This is a genomic window from Flavicella sp. IMCC45668, from assembly GCF_057219105.1.
The window spans coordinates 258,393-274,565 of record NZ_CM170114.1; the positions used below are offsets into that span (position 1 = coordinate 258,393).

18 protein-coding genes are annotated in these 16,173 nt (G+C 33.5%); 11 read left to right on the forward strand and 7 right to left on the reverse strand.

Annotated features, from left to right (window positions below; all coding sequences use genetic code 11):
- Position 1: 1 nt before the first annotated feature.
- The 4 genes from mutL to AC2DZ0_RS01225 all read right to left on the reverse strand — a co-directional run bounded on the left by mutL (position 2) and on the right by AC2DZ0_RS01225 (position 3,584).
- Complete coding sequence (gene mutL / locus AC2DZ0_RS01210) at positions 2 to 1,882, reverse strand: DNA mismatch repair endonuclease MutL (protein WP_484643172.1); 1,881 nt, start codon at positions 1,880 to 1,882, stop codon at positions 2 to 4.
- Positions 1,882 to 2,175, reverse strand: coding sequence for a hypothetical protein (locus AC2DZ0_RS01215; RefSeq protein ID WP_484491211.1), 294 nt, complete (start codon positions 2,173 to 2,175; stop codon positions 1,882 to 1,884). The genes mutL and AC2DZ0_RS01215 overlap by 1 nt, the downstream gene beginning before the upstream one ends.
- 126 nt (positions 2,176 to 2,301) lie before the next feature.
- Positions 2,302 to 2,781, reverse strand: coding sequence for a 6,7-dimethyl-8-ribityllumazine synthase (gene ribH / locus AC2DZ0_RS01220; protein ID WP_484491212.1), 480 nt, complete (start codon positions 2,779 to 2,781; stop codon positions 2,302 to 2,304).
- A gap of 35 nt (positions 2,782 to 2,816) precedes the next feature.
- Complete coding sequence (locus AC2DZ0_RS01225; protein ID WP_484643173.1) at positions 2,817 to 3,584, reverse strand: tetratricopeptide repeat protein; 768 nt, start codon at positions 3,582 to 3,584, stop codon at positions 2,817 to 2,819.
- Positions 3,585 to 3,754: 170 nt separating this feature from the next.
- Here AC2DZ0_RS01225 and recF point away from each other — a divergent pair, with 170 nt between their 5' ends.
- Positions 3,755 to 4,837: a DNA replication/repair protein RecF gene (gene recF, locus AC2DZ0_RS01230; RefSeq protein ID WP_484643174.1), complete on the forward strand. Its 1,083-nt coding sequence runs from the start codon at positions 3,755 to 3,757 to the stop codon at positions 4,835 to 4,837.
- A gap of 18 nt (positions 4,838 to 4,855) precedes the next feature.
- Positions 4,856 to 5,152: a DciA family protein gene (locus tag AC2DZ0_RS01235; protein ID WP_484643176.1), complete on the forward strand. Its 297-nt coding sequence runs from the start codon at positions 4,856 to 4,858 to the stop codon at positions 5,150 to 5,152.
- Positions 5,153 to 5,206: 54 nt separating this feature from the next.
- Here the strand turns inward: AC2DZ0_RS01235 and AC2DZ0_RS01240 are convergent, their stop codons facing one another.
- From AC2DZ0_RS01240 to AC2DZ0_RS01250, 3 genes are all read right to left on the reverse strand, one after another.
- Positions 5,207 to 5,353 carry a hypothetical protein gene (locus AC2DZ0_RS01240; protein ID WP_484491216.1) on the reverse strand — a complete coding sequence of 49 codons (147 nt, stop codon included), beginning with the start codon at positions 5,351 to 5,353 and terminating at the stop codon, positions 5,207 to 5,209.
- Between the two features lie 135 nt (positions 5,354 to 5,488).
- A complete protein-coding gene (gene hemH, locus AC2DZ0_RS01245) occupies positions 5,489 to 6,505 on the reverse strand; it encodes a ferrochelatase (RefSeq protein WP_484643177.1) in 1,017 nt (338 codons plus the stop codon).
- A gap of 4 nt (positions 6,506 to 6,509) precedes the next feature.
- Positions 6,510 to 7,406, reverse strand: coding sequence for a helix-turn-helix domain-containing protein (locus AC2DZ0_RS01250; RefSeq protein WP_484643179.1), 897 nt, complete (start codon positions 7,404 to 7,406; stop codon positions 6,510 to 6,512).
- 307 nt (positions 7,407 to 7,713) lie between these two features.
- Here AC2DZ0_RS01250 and hemA point away from each other — a divergent pair, with 307 nt between their 5' ends.
- From hemA to AC2DZ0_RS01295, 9 genes are all read left to right on the forward strand, one after another.
- Positions 7,714 to 8,964, forward strand: coding sequence for a glutamyl-tRNA reductase (gene hemA / locus AC2DZ0_RS01255; RefSeq protein WP_484643180.1), 1,251 nt, complete (start codon positions 7,714 to 7,716; stop codon positions 8,962 to 8,964).
- 17 nt (positions 8,965 to 8,981) lie between these two features.
- Positions 8,982 to 9,902, forward strand: a complete 921-nt coding sequence (gene hemC / locus AC2DZ0_RS01260; RefSeq protein ID WP_484491220.1) for a hydroxymethylbilane synthase — start codon at positions 8,982 to 8,984, stop codon at positions 9,900 to 9,902.
- 17 nt (positions 9,903 to 9,919) lie between these two features.
- The gene (locus tag AC2DZ0_RS01265) at positions 9,920 to 10,588 is read left to right on the forward strand and encodes a uroporphyrinogen-III synthase (protein ID WP_484643181.1); all 669 of its coding nucleotides are present in this window, start codon (positions 9,920 to 9,922) and stop codon (positions 10,586 to 10,588) included.
- 2 nt (positions 10,589 to 10,590) lie between these two features.
- On the forward strand, positions 10,591 to 11,556 hold the full coding sequence (hemB, locus tag AC2DZ0_RS01270; RefSeq protein WP_484643183.1) for a porphobilinogen synthase: 966 nt from the start codon (positions 10,591 to 10,593) through the stop codon (positions 11,554 to 11,556).
- Between the two features lie 68 nt (positions 11,557 to 11,624).
- Positions 11,625 to 12,917 (forward strand): glutamate-1-semialdehyde 2,1-aminomutase, encoded by a 1,293-nt coding sequence (hemL, locus tag AC2DZ0_RS01275; protein ID WP_484491223.1) that lies wholly within the window; start codon positions 11,625 to 11,627, stop codon positions 12,915 to 12,917.
- A 39-nt stretch (positions 12,918 to 12,956) separates the two neighbouring features.
- Positions 12,957 to 13,307: a four helix bundle protein gene (locus AC2DZ0_RS01280; RefSeq protein ID WP_484643184.1), complete on the forward strand. Its 351-nt coding sequence runs from the start codon at positions 12,957 to 12,959 to the stop codon at positions 13,305 to 13,307.
- 38 nt (positions 13,308 to 13,345) lie between these two features.
- Positions 13,346 to 14,371 carry a uroporphyrinogen decarboxylase gene (gene hemE / locus AC2DZ0_RS01285; RefSeq protein ID WP_484643186.1) on the forward strand — a complete coding sequence of 342 codons (1,026 nt, stop codon included), beginning with the start codon at positions 13,346 to 13,348 and terminating at the stop codon, positions 14,369 to 14,371.
- Between the two features lie 76 nt (positions 14,372 to 14,447).
- Entirely contained in the window at positions 14,448 to 15,350 is a 903-nt protein-coding gene (gene hemF / locus AC2DZ0_RS01290) for an oxygen-dependent coproporphyrinogen oxidase (RefSeq protein ID WP_484643187.1), read from the forward strand.
- Positions 15,351 to 15,477: 127 nt separating this feature from the next.
- A complete protein-coding gene (locus tag AC2DZ0_RS01295; RefSeq protein ID WP_484643188.1) occupies positions 15,478 to 16,173 on the forward strand; it encodes a hypothetical protein in 696 nt (231 codons plus the stop codon).

Consider the following 16,173-nt stretch of genomic DNA (forward strand, 5'->3'; position numbering starts at 1 on the left):
TTTATAGTTTTGAATTAAAAATTTTATCTAATTCTCCAATGGTTAAGGTTTCAAAAACTTTTTTTCCATAAGGAGAAATAGAGGGTTCTTTGCAAGCGAATAGATTAAAAACCAAACTCTCTTGTTCTTTTTCAGTAAGTTTACTACCTGTTTTGATAGCAAGTGATTTAGCTAAAGATTTAGAAATAATATCCAATTGACTAAAACTGCTTTCAGGAACTTCTTCTTTTATATCATCTAGCAACTGTTCTATGATAATTGTAATCTGACTTTCTGTGATAGAGGTCGGAATACCTTTTACAATAATGCTGTCCTTGGTGATTTTATCAAAAAGAAAGCCAGTATTTTCTAAGTCTAATTTTAATTCTCTTAAGATTTCAATTTCTTCTTTTGTGAATGAAATTTCTACAGGGAATAATAATTGTTGACTAGCAGCTTCTTTTACTGTAATGTTTTCTAAAAATTCTTCATACAAAATTCTCTGATGAGCTAAGTTTTGATGAATTAAAACGACACCTGACTTAATTGTGCTCAACAGGTATTTATTGTGAATTTGAAATGTTTTACCAGTTGCTTTTTCTTCCTCTTGTAAATCCAAACCTAATTCCGTTTGAACAGGTTCTGATTGGATTTCAAAAGTTTCATTTTCAGCACTATCTGTATACAAGGATTCCCAAGCCGGAAGTTCTGATTTTGATGCAAAACTTGGCGCTGTGTAAGTATTTGTGTTCGATTGTGTAGAAGTGCTATAAGAATTTGAAGCCGCCTCCGTTTTAAAAGGGTTGAAATTAGGATCAATTTCTATTTTTGGTTCAGAAGAATATTCTTTTCCTTCTAATGCATACGGTGTATCCATAGAAGAGTCTCTATTAAAATCTAAAACAGGTGATACGTTGTATTGACCTAAACCATGTTTTACCGTTGCTCGGATAATGGCATACAGAATCTTTTCGTTATCAAATTTAATCTCAGTTTTAGTTGGATGTATGTTAATATCGATACTTTCTGGTGGTACGTTTAAATAGAGAAAATACGATGGATGGTACCCATTTCCTAACAAACCATCAAAGGCGCTAGAAACTGCGTGGTGTAAATAGGAACTTTTGATATATCTATCGTTAACAAAAAAGAATTGCTCTCCGCGTTTTTTCTTAGCAAACTCTGGTTTAGCAACAAAACCATCCACTCTAATAACATCGGTATCCTCTGTGATCGGAACTAATTTTTCATTCGTTTTACCACCAAAAACACCAACGATTCGTTGTTTTAAGTTTCCTGCTTTTAAATTATATACTTCAGAGTTATTGTGGTTTAATGAAAATCCAATATCATTGTGCGCCAAGGCAACTCGTTGAAACTCATTTACGATGTGTCGAGTTTCAATGGTATCAGATTTTAAAAAATTTCTTCGAGCAGGAATATTGTAGAATAAATTTTTTACAGCTACGCTAGTTCCTTTGGCAGGGCAATCTGGTTCTTGTGACGTTATTTTGCTGCCTTCTATTTTTAAACAAGTTCCAATGTCTTGTCCTTCTTGTTTGGTTTTTAATTCAACATGGGCAATAGCAGCTATAGAGGCCATTGCTTCTCCCCTAAAACCTTTAGTGTTTAAGTTGAATAAATCTTGCGCTTCCTTAATTTTAGAAGTCGCATGTCTTTCAAAGCACAATCTAGCATCAGTCATGGTCATTCCACTTCCGTTGTCAATAACTTGAATTAAAGTTTTTCCAGCATCTTTTATGATCAGCTTGATGTTGGTAGCTCCTGCATCAATGGCATTTTCTAATAATTCTTTTACAACAGAAGCAGGACGTTGTACAACTTCCCCTGCAGCAATTTGATTTGCTACGTGATCTGGTAACAATTGTATAATGTCTGTCATTAAATAAGTGTGTGTAATTCAAAAAGATAGGCGCAGATTCCTACTAAAAGAGCAATGATTATTGCCAAGCGTTTGCTCGAACCACCGTCATTGGGACCTTTTTTTGATTTTGCCCAATCATTTTTTAAGTTGTTTTTTACTAAGGAAACTCTGTAATCTTTGTTTTCTGAGTTTTCAGAATCTTCCGCATATTTTCCTTTTAAATTTTCCAAACGTTCTTTACGCTCACTATAATAGCGAGGCTTGTAGTTAAAAACGTAATGAGCTCTTTGTTTAAAAGGAGTTCCGAACATATAATTTCATTTTGATTGTATCCTCAAAATTAAAGAAATTAATGAAGGAATAAAAGTCAATTCCTTGAAAACTTTGTTAAAGAAATTAACAAAGTATTTCAAGGAAATAAGAGTTTGTAATAAGGATTAAATATTTTTAATCACAGCCATCTTAATCGCTGCGATAGCGCATTCTACTCCTTTGTTTCCGTGCTTACCTCCAGATCTTTCAATAGATTGTTGCATGGTATCGTCAGTTAAAACGCAAAAGATAACAGGAATGTCTTGAATTATGTTTAAGTCTTTGATTCCTTGTGTTACTCCATCGCAAACAAAATCAAAGTGTTTGGTTTCCCCTTTGATTACGTTTCCTATTGCGATTACAGCATCGAGATCTTGAGAATTAACCATTTTTTTTGCTCCATAAATCAATTCATAACTCCCGGGAACGTCCCATTTTATTATGTTTTCTTCAAGAGCTCCGTTTTCTAAAAGAGCCTTTACAGCTCCTTTGTATAAGCCATCTGTAATAGATTCATTCCATTCCGAAACAACAATTCCAAACCGAAAATTTTTCGCGTTTGGAACTGTATTTTTGTCATATGCTGATAAGTCAGTAGTAGCCATGAATGCTAATTTTATATTGAGTAGGTAACTGCTAATTAATTTTGTGCGTACTTAGCTTTATTGATGTGCATTTCAATATTGTTGGCTAAAGCAGACTCAGGGTATTTGTTTTTGATTTCAGAAAAGAAATCTTCTGCTTTCTTTGCATCCCCTAAATCTAAAGCAGTATTACCAGCTTTTAATAAGTACAATGGTGTAGTAGATGCATTCGGTTTGATATTTGCTGCTTTTTCGTAATAAGATAAAGCATCGCTGTTTTGATCTAAATCAGCAAAAGCATCACCAATAGCTCCTAAGGCTGTAGGATTTAATAAAACATCGCTTGAAGAAAACTTCTCTAAGTAAGCAATAGCGTTTTTGTAGTCGTTTGTTTTTAAGTAAGAAAGACCTGCGTAGTAATTGGCAAGGTTTCCTGCTTTAGTTCCGCTGTATTTGTCTGCGATATCGATAAAACCGTATTTACCGTTAGCACCTTCTAAAGCCAAATTGAATAAAGATTGAGCGTCATCAGTAGCATTGATAGCTTCTTCAAAGTTTTCTTTAGGGAAAGATAATTCGTTTGCTGCCTCTTGCTCTTTTGGTTCTATAACATAAGAGTTATAAGCAATGTATCCCAAGATTAGAACAACAACAAGTACCAATCCAGAAAATAATGGTTTTTGATATTTTTCAATCCATTGTTCAGACTTTGAAGCACTTTCCTCTAAATTTTTGAATACTTCAGCAGTTGTGCTTTCTTCTTCAACGTGATCTACAGGTGCACTTTTAACTTTTTTCTGTCCTTTTTTCTTGTATGTTGCCATCTATTTTTGTTTTTCTTTTTTTTGGTTTATTTCGATCGAAAAAATAAGTTTTTTAATTTATTTTCGATTTATAAGCAAGCAAAAATAGTTTTTTTAATTGAATTTAAAAAGTCTCTTTTTCGCAAAACTTTTAATAATTTGCGGCCTCTTATTTATATGACAACTGAACTATGTATTTGCGTAAATTATCTTTAGTAAATTATAAAAACCTAACACAGCAAGTGTTTGATTTTAAAGAGAAGATAAATTGTTTTGTTGGAAATAATGGCGTTGGAAAAACAAATGTGTTAGATGCTATTTATTATTTGTCATTTGCGAAAAGTTATTTTAATTCTGTCGCTGTTCAGAATATTCGACATGGTGAAGAGTTTTTTATGCTAGAAGGAACTTATGAAGTTGATGATCGTGAGGAGGTGATTCTTTGCAGTTTAAAAAAAGGGCAAAAAAAAATAATTAAAAGAAATGGTAAGGCTTATGAAAAATTTTCTGAACATATAGGTAAGTTCCCTTTAGTGATTATTTCTCCAGCGGATAGAGATTTGATTATAGAGGGGAGTGAAACACGTAGGAAATTTATTGATAGTGTGATTTCTCAGCAGAATCAGTCCTATTTAAAAACTCTAATTGCATATAACAAAACATTGGTGCAAAGAAATGCGTTATTGAAATTTTTTGCTGCCAATAGAACGTTTGATGCGGTTAATTTAGAGGTGTATAACCAGCAGTTGATTTCATACGGTGAAATTATTCATAAAGAAAGAAGAGAGTTTTTAAAGATATTTATACCTATCTTTAATGAGAGGTATCGTACGATATCCGAAGGAAAAGAGGAGGTGAATTTAGTATATAAGTCTCAGTTATTAGAAGTGGATTTTGAAACACTTTTAGCGGAAAGCTTGCAAAAAGATAAAATGCTTCAGTACACTAGTTCTGGTGTGCATAAGGATGATTTAGTTTTTGAAATCGGAGGGTATCCCATAAAAAAGTTTGGTTCTCAAGGACAACAAAAATCATATTTGATAGCCTTAAAGTTAGCTCAGTTTGATTTTATAAAGAAAGAATCTAAGGTAGTACCGATTCTTTTGTTGGATGATATATTTGATAAGCTTGATGAAAATAGGGTTTCTAAACTTATTTCACTGGTTAATAATGATCAGTTTGGTCAATTGTTTATTACGGATACTCATGCGGAAAGAACAGAAGAAGTAGTGCAAAGAATTAATAAATCGTATAAAATGTTTGAACTTTCTTAAAGTTCGTAATAAATAGATATGGCAAAACGTCAAGAGGAGTATCTCTCACTTAAAGATTTAATGGGGAGCTTTATAAAAGAAAATAATCTTTCTAAAGGGATGCAGAAAATTTCTGTGAAAGAAAACTGGGATTCTCTTATGGGAAATGGTGTTGCAAGTTATACAGAGAAAGTAGAGTTGCGAAATGGTACTTTATTTGTTAAGTTAAGTTCTTCTGTACTTAGGGAGGAACTAGGTTATGGTAAAGAGAAAATTCTAGCCATGATGAATGAGGCGCTGGGAGGTAATGAAATAAAAAAAGTAATGTTACTATAATAAAAAAGCCAACTCTTACAAGTTGGCTTTTTTTATGTTTGGTAAAGGAAAGTTTTAAGCTAATAAAATTTTAGCATCCGTTGTTTCGTGGATATTTAAAATTTTCAACGATTTAGTAACTTCAACTTTTGAATCTTGCTTTTTAGAGCTAGAAGCTAATGTGAATAATGCCAGTGCTGATAAAACGATAAATACTTTCATTTCTGATTTTAATTTTTACACTGCAAAAATAGATACGATATCAGAATTTAAAGTTATGTCAATGTTAAGAAAAGGTTGTTAAAAATAAAAGCGCTGTCTTTTTCAAGAAGCGCTTTTAAAAATAGCATTTATAAATTAGTTTTTCCAGTTGTTAATCCAGTCAACCATAACATCAACCCAATCATCATTGTCATTTAAACAAGGGATGTGTTTGTAGGATTCTCCTCCACCTTCTTTAAATTGTTCTTCACCTTCTATTGCTATTTCCTCTAGTGTTTCTAGACAGTCAGAAACAAAAGCAGGCGTAATTACAGCTAATTTCTTTTTTCCTTCTTCTTGAGGAAGTCTTTCAAATTCAAAATCTGTATATGGTTTTAACCAAGGATCTCTACCTAGTCTAGATTGAAAAGAATTGCTATAAGTACCTTCTTTAAGTCCTAGTTCTTTTACGATCTCTTTAGTGGTTTCAAAACATTGATGTCTGTAACAGGTAGCGTGTGCTTTTGAAGGTTTGTTACAGCAAGATCCATCTAATTTACAATGAGATCCGGTTGTGTCTGATTTTAAAATATGACGTTCAGGTATTCCGTGGTAAGAAAATAAGATATGGTCATGTTCAAACCCCTCAATGTTTTTCTTGATGTTTTCCGCCATTACTTTAATGTAATCAGGCTTGTTGTAAAATGCAGGAAGTACCTCAGTAGTCATTTCAGGGAAAAACTTTTGCTGAACTTCTTTTGCTTTTACTTCTACCGTTTCAAAGGAAGACATTGCGTAATGCGGGTATAAAGGAACCAGTAAAACTTCTGTAACACCTTGTTCTGCCAGTTTTTGATATCCTTCTTTAATACTCATAGAACCATAACGCATTCCTAATGCAACTGGAATGTCAGTTTTTGCAACTACTTTTTTATGGAACCTTTCAGAAAGTACGATTAATGGAGAGCCTTCGTCCCACCAAATTTTTTGGTAGGCTTCTGCAGATTTCTTAGGTCTCGTGTTTAGTATGATGCCTCTAACCAGTATGTTTCTTAAAATAACGTTTGTGTCAATCACACGTTCGTCCATTAAAAATTCATCCAAATACCTTCTTACGTCTTTAGGATTTGGTGTGTCCGGAGATCCTAAATTTACTAATAATACACCTTTCATTATTTTATTCTTGTTTTGTAAATTGTTTGGGAGTAATTTCAAAACGTTTTTTGAATGCAGCGATAAAGTGACTAGAGTTGCTGTAGCCAATTTGAGTTGCTATTTCAGAAACGTTTAATTTGTTTTCTTCTAAAAGTTTTTTTGAATAATCCAGTTTATAATTCAAAAGGAAAGTAAAAACAGGGGTTCCATAAAACTCTTTGAAACCCATTTTTAATTTTTTGATATTAAGTCCTACCTGTTTAGAAAGTTCTTCTAAGCTTGGTGGGTTGGCCATATTCTCAATCATAATATCTTTGGCCTTTTTAATTTGAGCAACCGTTTCTTCGTTAGCCATAAATGGGCAGTGGTCTGATTCGGTTTCTTCGGAGATGTTAAAATACAGACTTAAAAGTTCGTATATTTTTCCCTTCATATATATGTTCTGAAGTGCTCCGTGTAGTTTTTTATCAACTAATTGGTTTAGAACTAGTTTTGTTGAGTTGCTTACAACTTTTTCTTCAATAATAGGTCTTCCACCTTTGATGCTTGCGAAATTGAAAAAAGAGTCTCCTTCGTGTGCAAATAATGAGTGAAAATAAGGAACAGGTATAAGGAGCCCAAGTAACTCTCCATGAGGAGGTAGTGTTGTTAAAACTTTGGTGTTGTCCTCTTTAAAATACACCAAGCCAGAGTCTTCTGGAGTTAGGTGAATGGCACAATGTTCCATATTAAAGGCAACAGATATTTTTTTATTTAAACTAAAGTAAATCTGTATATAGTTGTCTTCTAGTTCAAATTGTTGAAATAAAGTCTCGTCTGTGTTATTTCGGTAATTCACTAACGTAAAAGTTCCTTTTTCTCTGTAAAGACGAATAGTACTTTTGTCGATGTTTTTAAATTTTGAAGTATCGAAATTCATACGTGATAAATTATTTACACAGCAAAAATACGATAAAAATACCGATAAATATCAAAGTTTTTTGACTGTTGTTTTTATGTTTTAAGCGCAATAAAAATTATGTAATTTACCATATGATTATTGTAAATGGTTGTTTTTTAAAGGGTTTTGTTTTGTTTGTAATGATTCTAAATTAAGGCTTCGTTCCTTTCAACGATATTTAAAGTCCTTTTAGCGATGTTTTTATCGGAAGTAAGGTGGTACTTTTGGCGTGGTTTATTTATCCTAATCAATGAATAGACTGTAATCAGAACGAAATATAGTATTGATGAGTATCGAATCTAAAGGAAGAAAATTATATAATGTAGGTTTAAGTTACAAAAAAGCCGACGTGAAAACGAGAGGGGCTTTTAGTATAACTAAAGAAAACCAAGTTTTACTTCTTAGAGAAGCAAAGAAGTTTGGAGTAGATGGAGTGTTTATTTTATCTACTTGTAATCGAACTGAAATAATGGGATTTGCAAATCATCCATTTGAGTTGATTTCTTTGCTATGTAAATACTCACAAGGTTCTGTTGAAGAATTTGTAAACGTTTCGAATGTTTATAAAGGAAAAGATGCGATTCGTCATTTGTTTAAAATAGCTACAGGTTTAGATAGTCAGATATTAGGAGATTATGAAATTGTTGGGCAATTAAAAGAGTCTTTTCAAACCGCAAAAGATCAAAACACCCTAAATGCTTATCTAGAGAGATTGATCAATTTGGTGTTGCAGGCTAGTAAAAAAGTAAAAAATTCAACAAAATTAAGTTCAGGTACCACATCAGTTTCTTATGCCGCGGTTCAGTATATTATTGAAAAAGTGGAAGATTTTGAATCGAAAAACATTTTGGTTTATGGTTTGGGTGATATAGGTAAAAATACTTGTAAAAATCTAATTCAGTATACTGAAAATGATAATGTTGTATTGATAAATAGGACAGAAAGTAAAGCAAGGGCGTTTCATGAACAGCATAAAGAAGTTAGAATAGAAACGTTGTCAGCATTGAACGCTGAAATTGAAAAAGCTGATATATTAATTGTATCCACTGGAGCAAACGTACCAACAATAACTACAGAAAATGTTGCTGAGAATAAAAAGTTGCTGATCCTTGATTTATCCATGCCAGAGAATGTTGACTTGGCGGTTGGTGAATTGGAATCAGTTAATTTGGTAAATATTGACGAGTTATCAAAAATTACCAATAAAACAATTGCTGAACGAGAAAAAGAAATCCCTAAAGCGGAAGCAATCATTGATGAACATAAATCTGAGTTTATGGAATGGTTGGATCACAGAAAGTTTACCCCTGCGGTGAATGCATTGAAATCTTCATTGATGTCAATTCAAAATGATGCAATCGATTTTCAGAGTAAAAAAACAGATGGATTTAATGTTGAACATGCTGAAGTTATTGCTTCAAGAATGATTCAAAAAATCACAACCCAATTTGTCAAACATTTAAAAGCTGAAGATACTTCTGTAGATCAAAGTATTGATGTGATTTCAAAAATGTTTGATATGCAGATAAATAAATAATTTTCCCAATCAATTATATGACCAAAGCAATTAGAATTGGAACTAGAAATAGTGAGTTGGCCTTGTGGCAAGCCCATTTAGTTCAGGACTCCTTAAATGAATTAGGGTATACCACGGAAATAATTGAATTGTCTTCGGTAGGAGATGAGATTTTAGATATACCCTTGCATCAAATTGGTAGTATGGGAGTGTTTACAAAAACACTTGATGTTGCAATGCTACGCGGTCAGATTGACATTGCGGTACATTCTTTAAAAGATGTACCTACTCAATTACCAGATACAATAGTGCAAGCTGCTGTTTTGGAAAGGGCTGATGTAAATGATGTAATTGTTTATAAAGGAACAGAGGAAGAGTTGGTTGCCGAAGGAGCAACAATTGCAACAGGTAGTTTAAGAAGAACTGCGCAATGGTTGCATAAATATCCAACACATAAGCTTACGGATTTGCGTGGAAATGTGAATACCCGTTTGAAAAAATTAGAAGATAATAATTGGAATGGGGCTATTTTTGCAAAAGCAGGACTAGAACGTATAAAGTTGTTGCCAAAAGAACACCTGGTGTTGGATTGGATGATACCGGCTCCGGCGCAAGGGGCAATCATGATTACGGCACTAGAATCAGATGCTTTTGTTTTGGATGCTTGTAAAAAATTACATCATGATGATACTGCTTTATGTGTAGGGATTGAAAGAGATTTTATGAGAACCTTAGAAGGAGGTTGTACTGCACCAATAGGTGGTTATGCAGAAATAGATGGAGAAAATGTATCCTTCAAAGGGCTGTTGAGTTCGATTGATGGTAAGGAGCAAAAAGGTGTTTTTAGAATGGCTTCGCTTCATAATGCTAAGCAATTAGGAGTTCATAGCGCAAAGGAGATTCTTGAAGATGGTGGTGCTGAGTTGATGAAGGAAATAAAAAAAGTGATTAAAAAATAATTCAATAGCTAACGAACGTGAGAGTTTTATCAACTAAAATTTTATCCAAGCCTCAAAAATCAGTAATTGAAGGAATTACCTTGGATGAAATATCGATGATAGAAATTTCTTATGGAAGTGACTTTGAAATAAAAGAGAATATATTAAATGCAGTTTTTACCAGCGCTAATAGTGTTCGGTCTGTGTTTGAAAAACATCAAATTTCAACTTCTTTTTTTGATGTTGTGTTTTGTGTGGGAACTAAAACAAAAGAATTATTAGAATGTTTTGGTCTACAGGTTGCCTTGGTAGCAAATAATGCTTTAGAGTTAGCGGAGCTTTTGGCTGAACGATTTTCAAATGAAGCGCTTAGCATCAAAGAAATAAGTTGGTTCTGTGGCAATCTAAGAAATAATGATTTACCACAAGTAATGGCCGCAAATGGGGTTTTGGTTACTGAATATTTGGTGTATCAAACTAAATTAATTCCTGTGGAGGTTGCAGAGAATTATGATGCTATCTTATTTTATAGTCCTTCTGGAGTTGAGAGCTATATTAAAAAGAATAGAGTGAATTCAACTCCCGTGTTTTGTATAGGGACTACCACAGCAACAAAAGCAATTGAATATTTTGATAATGTGTATATATCAGATACTACTACGGTGGAATCTGTGTTAGATAAAGTAAACGAAATACTAGTAAAATAAGTATGAATAGAACAAGACGTCTTAGGAAAACGGAAGGAATTAGAAGGTTGGTTCGTGAGAATAAATTGACAACTGATGATTTGATTTATCCTTTGTTTATTGAAGAGGGTGAAAATATTGAAAAAGAAATTGTTTCTATGCCAGGCATCAAACGTTTTTCTTTAGATCGTTTGCATACTGAGTTAGACGAGGTTGTGGAACTTGATATTCCAGCAGTTTTATTATTCGGTATCCCTTCTGAAAAAGATGATTCTGGAACAGAAACTTGGAATGATCAAGGGATTATGCAACAAGCAATTCGCTATATTAAAAAAAACTATCCAAGTTTATATGTAATCACAGATGTGTGTTTTTGCGAATACACAAGCCACGGTCATTGTGGTGTTATTCACGATAATGATGTAGATAATGATGCTACCTTGGTGAACTTGGCAAAGCAAGTTATATCTCATGCGAAGGCAGGAGTTGACATGGTGGCACCGTCAGGAATGATGGATGGAACAATTGCAACAATTCGTGAAGCTCTTGATAATACTGGTTTTTATAATTTGCCTATTATGGGGTATTCTGTTAAATATGCCTCAGCATTTTATGGTCCGTTTAGAGATGCTGCAGATTCTGCACCAACATTTGGGGATAGAAGAACGTATCAAATGGATCCATCAAATAGAGATGAAGGTTTAAGAGAAGCAACTTTTGATGATCAAGAAGGTGCAGATATTCTAATGGTGAAGCCAGCGTTGTCTTATTTAGATATTATCAGAGATTTAAAAAACACGTATGATCGTCCAATTGCATGTTATAATGTAAGCGGAGAATATGCCATGGTGAAGGCCGCCGCAGAAAAAGGATGGATAGATGGTGAGCGAGTAATGATGGAGTCCTTGTTATCTATGAAACGGGCTGGAGCAGATATTATTATTACTTATTTCGCAAAGGAAGTGGCAAAATTATTAAAAGACAAATAGTAGTTAATTAAAGTATTAGCATTGGACTATTAATAATAGTCGAATAGGAAAGACCAAATACAAAATATATGAAATTCAAACAATCAGAAAAACTATACAATAAAGGTTTAGAAAATCTTGTAGGGGCTGTAAATTCACCTGTTAGAGCATTTGCATCAGTAGGCGGAAATCCTTTGTTTATTGATAAAGCTAAAGGAAGTAAGATTAAAGATGTAGATGGCAATAGATATATTGATATGGTTTTGTCTTATGGGCCAATGATTTTAGGACATCGTCATAAAAAAGTAGAAAAAGCAATCTCTAAGGCTTTGAAAAATGGTTATTCTTTTGGTGCTTCTACGAATGCAGAAATAAAATTAGCCAAAATTGTATGTGATGCTTTTCCGGGCATGGATAAAGTACGTTTTGTGAATTCAGGTACTGAAGCTGTTTTGAGCGCTATTCGTTTGGCAAGAGCACATACAGGAAACGATAAAATCGTAAAGTTTTCTGGTTGCTATCACGGACATATGGATGCTATGTTGGTGGCTGCAGGTTCTGGTTTGGCTACTTTAAGTTTACCAGGATCAAAAGGAGTGCCTTCGCAAGCGGTAGAAAATACGTTGATTGCAGAGTATAATAATTTAGAAAGTGTAGAAAAACATTTTCAAGAGCACAAAGATATTGCTGCGGTAATTTTAGAGCCAGTTACGGGTAATATGGGAGTTGTACAACCATCTCAAGAATTTATCCACGGATTGAGAAAGTTAACAAAAGAGAACGGTGTTCTTTTGATTTGTGATGAGGTAATGACAGGTTTTCGTTCTAAATTTGGTGGAGCGCAAGAACTTTTAGGTATTGAAGCAGATATTACTTGTTTGGGTAAAGTTATTGGAGGAGGATTTCCGGTAGGAGCTTATGGTGCTAGGAATGAAATTATGGAAAATGTAGCGCCTTTAGGAGGGATGTATCAAGCAGGAACCTTATCAGGAAACCCAATTGCAATGGCTGCTGGAATTTCTACATTGTCTGAATTGAAGCGTCAAAATCCATACGAGAAATTCGAAAAAACTGCAGAAAAAATTGCTTCAATATTGTCAAGTGCAGCTTCTCAATATGGGGTTGACATTACTGTGAATAAATTTGGATCGATGATCAATCCATTTTTTGCAAAAGAAGAAATTACAAATTTTACAGAGGCTCAAAAGTGCGATACAGAAAAGTTTGCAGTTTTCTTTTGGGAGATGATCAAACATGGTGTGTTTTTGCCACCATCTCAATTTGAGTCATGGTTTTTGTGTTCTGCATTGTCAAGTAAAGATTTAGAAAATTTTGAAGTAGCAGTGGATGCAGCTATGAAAAAAGTGTCAGAAATAAAATAAGATACGGGAATAAGGATTCAAGAATCAGGAATTGCTACGATGCACAATTTTAAAGAATCACATGTTTGGAAGTTGTCTAAGGATCTTTGTAAAGAGATTTACTTGGTGACGAATACTTTTCCAGATTCTGAAAAGTATGGATTAGTGAGTCAATTAAATAGGACGGTTGTTTCTGTCCCTTCAAATATAGCGGAAGGATCGAGTAGAAAGTCGGATAAAGATTTTTCTCGATTTATTGATATTGCCTTCGGTTCCTCGTTTGAAATAGAAACACAAATAATTATAGCTTTTGAATTGCAATTAATTGCTGAATTAACTTTTAAAAAGGTTGAAAATTCAATTCAGCAAGTGCAAAAGATGTTATATAAATTTAATCAACATTTAAAATAGTCTTGAGTCATGACTCATGATACCAGATACATATTATTATGATAAAAAACGATTTATACTTAAGAGCATTGAAAGGAGAGGTAGTTGAAAGACCACCTGTTTGGATGATGCGTCAAGCAGGAAGGTATTTACCAGAATTTCAAGAAATCAAGAAAAAATATGATTTCTTTACGAGATGTCAAACTCCAGAATTGGCTGCAGAAATTACAGTACAACCGATCAGAAGATACGGTATGGATGCTGCGATTTTATTTTCTGATATTTTGGTAATTCCTCAAGCGATGAATATTGAAGTAGAAATGAAAAATGGAATCGGACCATGGTTGCCTAATCCGATTCGTACTATGGAAGATGTTAATAAAGCTATTGTTCCTGATATTGACGAGACCTTGGGGTATGTAATGGATGCTATCAAGCTAACCAAACAAATGTTAGAGGATGAAATTCCTTTGATTGGTTTCGCTGGGTCTCCTTGGACAATTTTGTGTTACTGTATACAAGGGCAAGGTTCTAAAAACTTTGATAAAGCTAAGGAGTTTTGTTTTACACAGCCGGTTGCTGCACATACTTTATTGCAGAAAATTACAGATACTACAATTGCCTACTTAAAGAAAAAAGTAGAAGCAGGTGTAAATGCCGTTCAAGTTTTTGATTCTTGGGGAGGTATGTTATCTCCAGTAGATTATCAAGAGTTTTCTTGGAAATATATCAATCAAATTATTGAAGCGTTGAAAGATGATGCTCCAGTTATTGCTTTTGGAAAAGGATGTTGGTTTGCATTGGAAGAAATGTCAAAATCAAATGCTTCTGCTTTGGGAGTTGATTGGACGATTACTCCAGAATGGGCTAGAAAATTAACAGGTGGAAATATCACTTTACAAGGGAATTTTGATCCAACTCGTTTGTTTTCTCCTCCGGCAGAAATCAAGAACCAAGTTAAAACAATGATTGATGCTTTTGGAAAAGATAAATATATTGTGAATTTAGGTCATGGAATATTACCAAATATCGGACTTGAAAACGCAGGTGCTTTTATAGAAGCAGTGAAAGAATATCGTAGTTAGAATCGAGAATCAGGAGTCAAGTGGTTTGTTTTGAGTATCATGAGTCTTGAGTCTTATGTCCAGAATCCAAATAAATATGAAAGAACAATTTTATCAGTACATACAAGATCTTCAAGATACCATAACTTCTAAGTTAGAAGCGGTTGATGGAAAAGCAAAATTTGTAGAAGATTTATGGAAACGACCAGAAGGAGGTGGAGGTAGAACTCGTGTAATTGAAAACGGAGCTATTTTTGAAAAGGGAGGTGTAAATATTTCTGCGGTTGAAGGGGAGTTGCCACAAGCGTTGCGTGACAATTTTGGTGTCAAAGAAGGGAACTTTTTTGCCTGTGGCCTGTCTTTGGTATTACATCCAAAAAATCCTATGGTACCAACAGTGCATGCAAATTGGCGTTATTTTGAAATGTATGATGATACAGGTGAGATAGTAACGCAATGGTTTGGAGGTGGACAAGATTTAACACCTTATTATTTATTTGATGAGGATGCGGTTCATTTTCATTCTGTATGCAAAAAAGCATGTGATAAGCATCATAAAGAATTTTATCCGATGTATAAAAAACGTTGTGATGAATATTTTTGGAATGCACACAGAAATGAAGCAAGAGGAATAGGTGGGTTATTTTTTGATTATTTGAAAAAGACTGATGAATTTAGTTTACAAGATCGTTATGACTTTGTGACTGAGGTAGGAAATAGCTTTTTAGAAAGTTACGTTCCAATTGTTGAAAAGCGAAAAGAATTAAAATATACAGAGTCACAACGTGACTGGCAAGAGGTTAGAAGGGGACGTTATGTAGAATTTAATTTAGTTCATGATAAAGGAACTTTATTCGGCTTGAAAACAAATGGTAGGATAGAATCTATTTTAATGAGTTTACCTCCAAAGGTACAATGGCATTACAATCATAAGCCTATAGAGGGTAGTGATGAGGCATATTTAGTTTCAATATTGGAGCAGCCGAAAGAATGGATATAAAAAAATGAGGATACTAATTTAGTATCCTTTTTTTTCTCAAACGAATGAATACAACTTCAGATTCATTTTTAGGTAGAAGAGATGGTGTGTTGTATATTTATGTAATGATACAGAAAAATTAAAAATTATGATAAAGAAAATTATAAGTCTTTTGTTGGTTGGTTTAGTTTTTATTGCTTGTAAGGAAGGTGGTAAAAAGATAAATAAAGAAAGTGGCTTTGCTCATGAAGTTGTAGCGAAAGAGGTTATTCAGGTTAGTGGTTATACCTATGTGCGTTCAGATGAAAATGGAAAAGAAGTTTGGTTAGCAGCTCCTTCTTTTGATGGTAAAGTAGGGGAAACCTATTACTTTAATGATGGATTAGAAATGTTTAAGTTTAAAAGCAAAGAGTTGAATAGAACGTTTAATTCTATTTTGTTTTTACAAAGAATTCATAAGGATCCTAATGGAGATGATAATGATCAACCAATAATGAAAAAATCAAAATTACCTAAGGGAGAAGCTATTGTTATAGAGAAGATAGAAGCAGTAACTACAGTAGCGGAATTAAATAAGGACTATAAAAAGTACAATGGAAAGAAAATTGTAGTGAAAGGAAAAGTAACCAAATTCAATCCAATGATTATGAATAAAAATTGGATTCATTTAGAGGATGGAACCAAGTATGGTGACGATTTTGATTTGATTATTACTTCAAAAGAGGTTTTTGAAGTAGGGGATATCGTAACCTTAGAAGGAGTTATTGCTACAGATATTGATTTAGGTTATGGTTATAAGTATAAGGTTCTTTTAGAGCAAGCAGTGCCTCTGATTAGTTTATAA

Excerpts from the sequence above, each read along its gene's own strand:
- mutL (WP_484643172.1), bottom strand. The coding sequence starts at position 1,882 with ATGACAGACATTATACAATTGTTACCAGATCACGTAGCAAATCAAATT.
- AC2DZ0_RS01215 (WP_484491211.1), bottom strand. The coding sequence starts at position 2,175 with ATGTTCGGAACTCCTTTTAAACAAAGAGCTCATTACGTTTTTAACTAC.
- ribH (WP_484491212.1), bottom strand. The coding sequence starts at position 2,781 with ATGGCTACTACTGACTTATCAGCATATGACAAAAATACAGTTCCAAAC.
- AC2DZ0_RS01225 (WP_484643173.1), bottom strand. The coding sequence starts at position 3,584 with ATGGCAACATACAAGAAAAAAGGACAGAAAAAAGTTAAAAGTGCACCT.
- recF (WP_484643174.1), top strand. The coding sequence starts at position 3,755 with ATGTATTTGCGTAAATTATCTTTAGTAAATTATAAAAACCTAACACAG.
- AC2DZ0_RS01235 (WP_484643176.1), top strand. The coding sequence starts at position 4,856 with ATGGCAAAACGTCAAGAGGAGTATCTCTCACTTAAAGATTTAATGGGG.
- AC2DZ0_RS01240 (WP_484491216.1), bottom strand. The coding sequence starts at position 5,353 with ATGAAAGTATTTATCGTTTTATCAGCACTGGCATTATTCACATTAGCT.
- hemH (WP_484643177.1), bottom strand. The coding sequence starts at position 6,505 with ATGAAAGGTGTATTATTAGTAAATTTAGGATCTCCGGACACACCAAAT.
- AC2DZ0_RS01250 (WP_484643179.1), bottom strand. The coding sequence starts at position 7,406 with ATGAATTTCGATACTTCAAAATTTAAAAACATCGACAAAAGTACTATT.
- hemA (WP_484643180.1), top strand. The coding sequence starts at position 7,714 with ATGAGTATCGAATCTAAAGGAAGAAAATTATATAATGTAGGTTTAAGT.
- hemC (WP_484491220.1), top strand. The coding sequence starts at position 8,982 with ATGACCAAAGCAATTAGAATTGGAACTAGAAATAGTGAGTTGGCCTTG.
- hemB (WP_484643183.1), top strand. The coding sequence starts at position 10,591 with ATGAATAGAACAAGACGTCTTAGGAAAACGGAAGGAATTAGAAGGTTG.
- hemL (WP_484491223.1), top strand. The coding sequence starts at position 11,625 with ATGAAATTCAAACAATCAGAAAAACTATACAATAAAGGTTTAGAAAAT.
- AC2DZ0_RS01280 (WP_484643184.1), top strand. The coding sequence starts at position 12,957 with ATGCACAATTTTAAAGAATCACATGTTTGGAAGTTGTCTAAGGATCTT.
- hemE (WP_484643186.1), top strand. The coding sequence starts at position 13,346 with ATGATAAAAAACGATTTATACTTAAGAGCATTGAAAGGAGAGGTAGTT.
- hemF (WP_484643187.1), top strand. The coding sequence starts at position 14,448 with ATGAAAGAACAATTTTATCAGTACATACAAGATCTTCAAGATACCATA.
- AC2DZ0_RS01295 (WP_484643188.1), top strand. The coding sequence starts at position 15,478 with ATGATAAAGAAAATTATAAGTCTTTTGTTGGTTGGTTTAGTTTTTATT.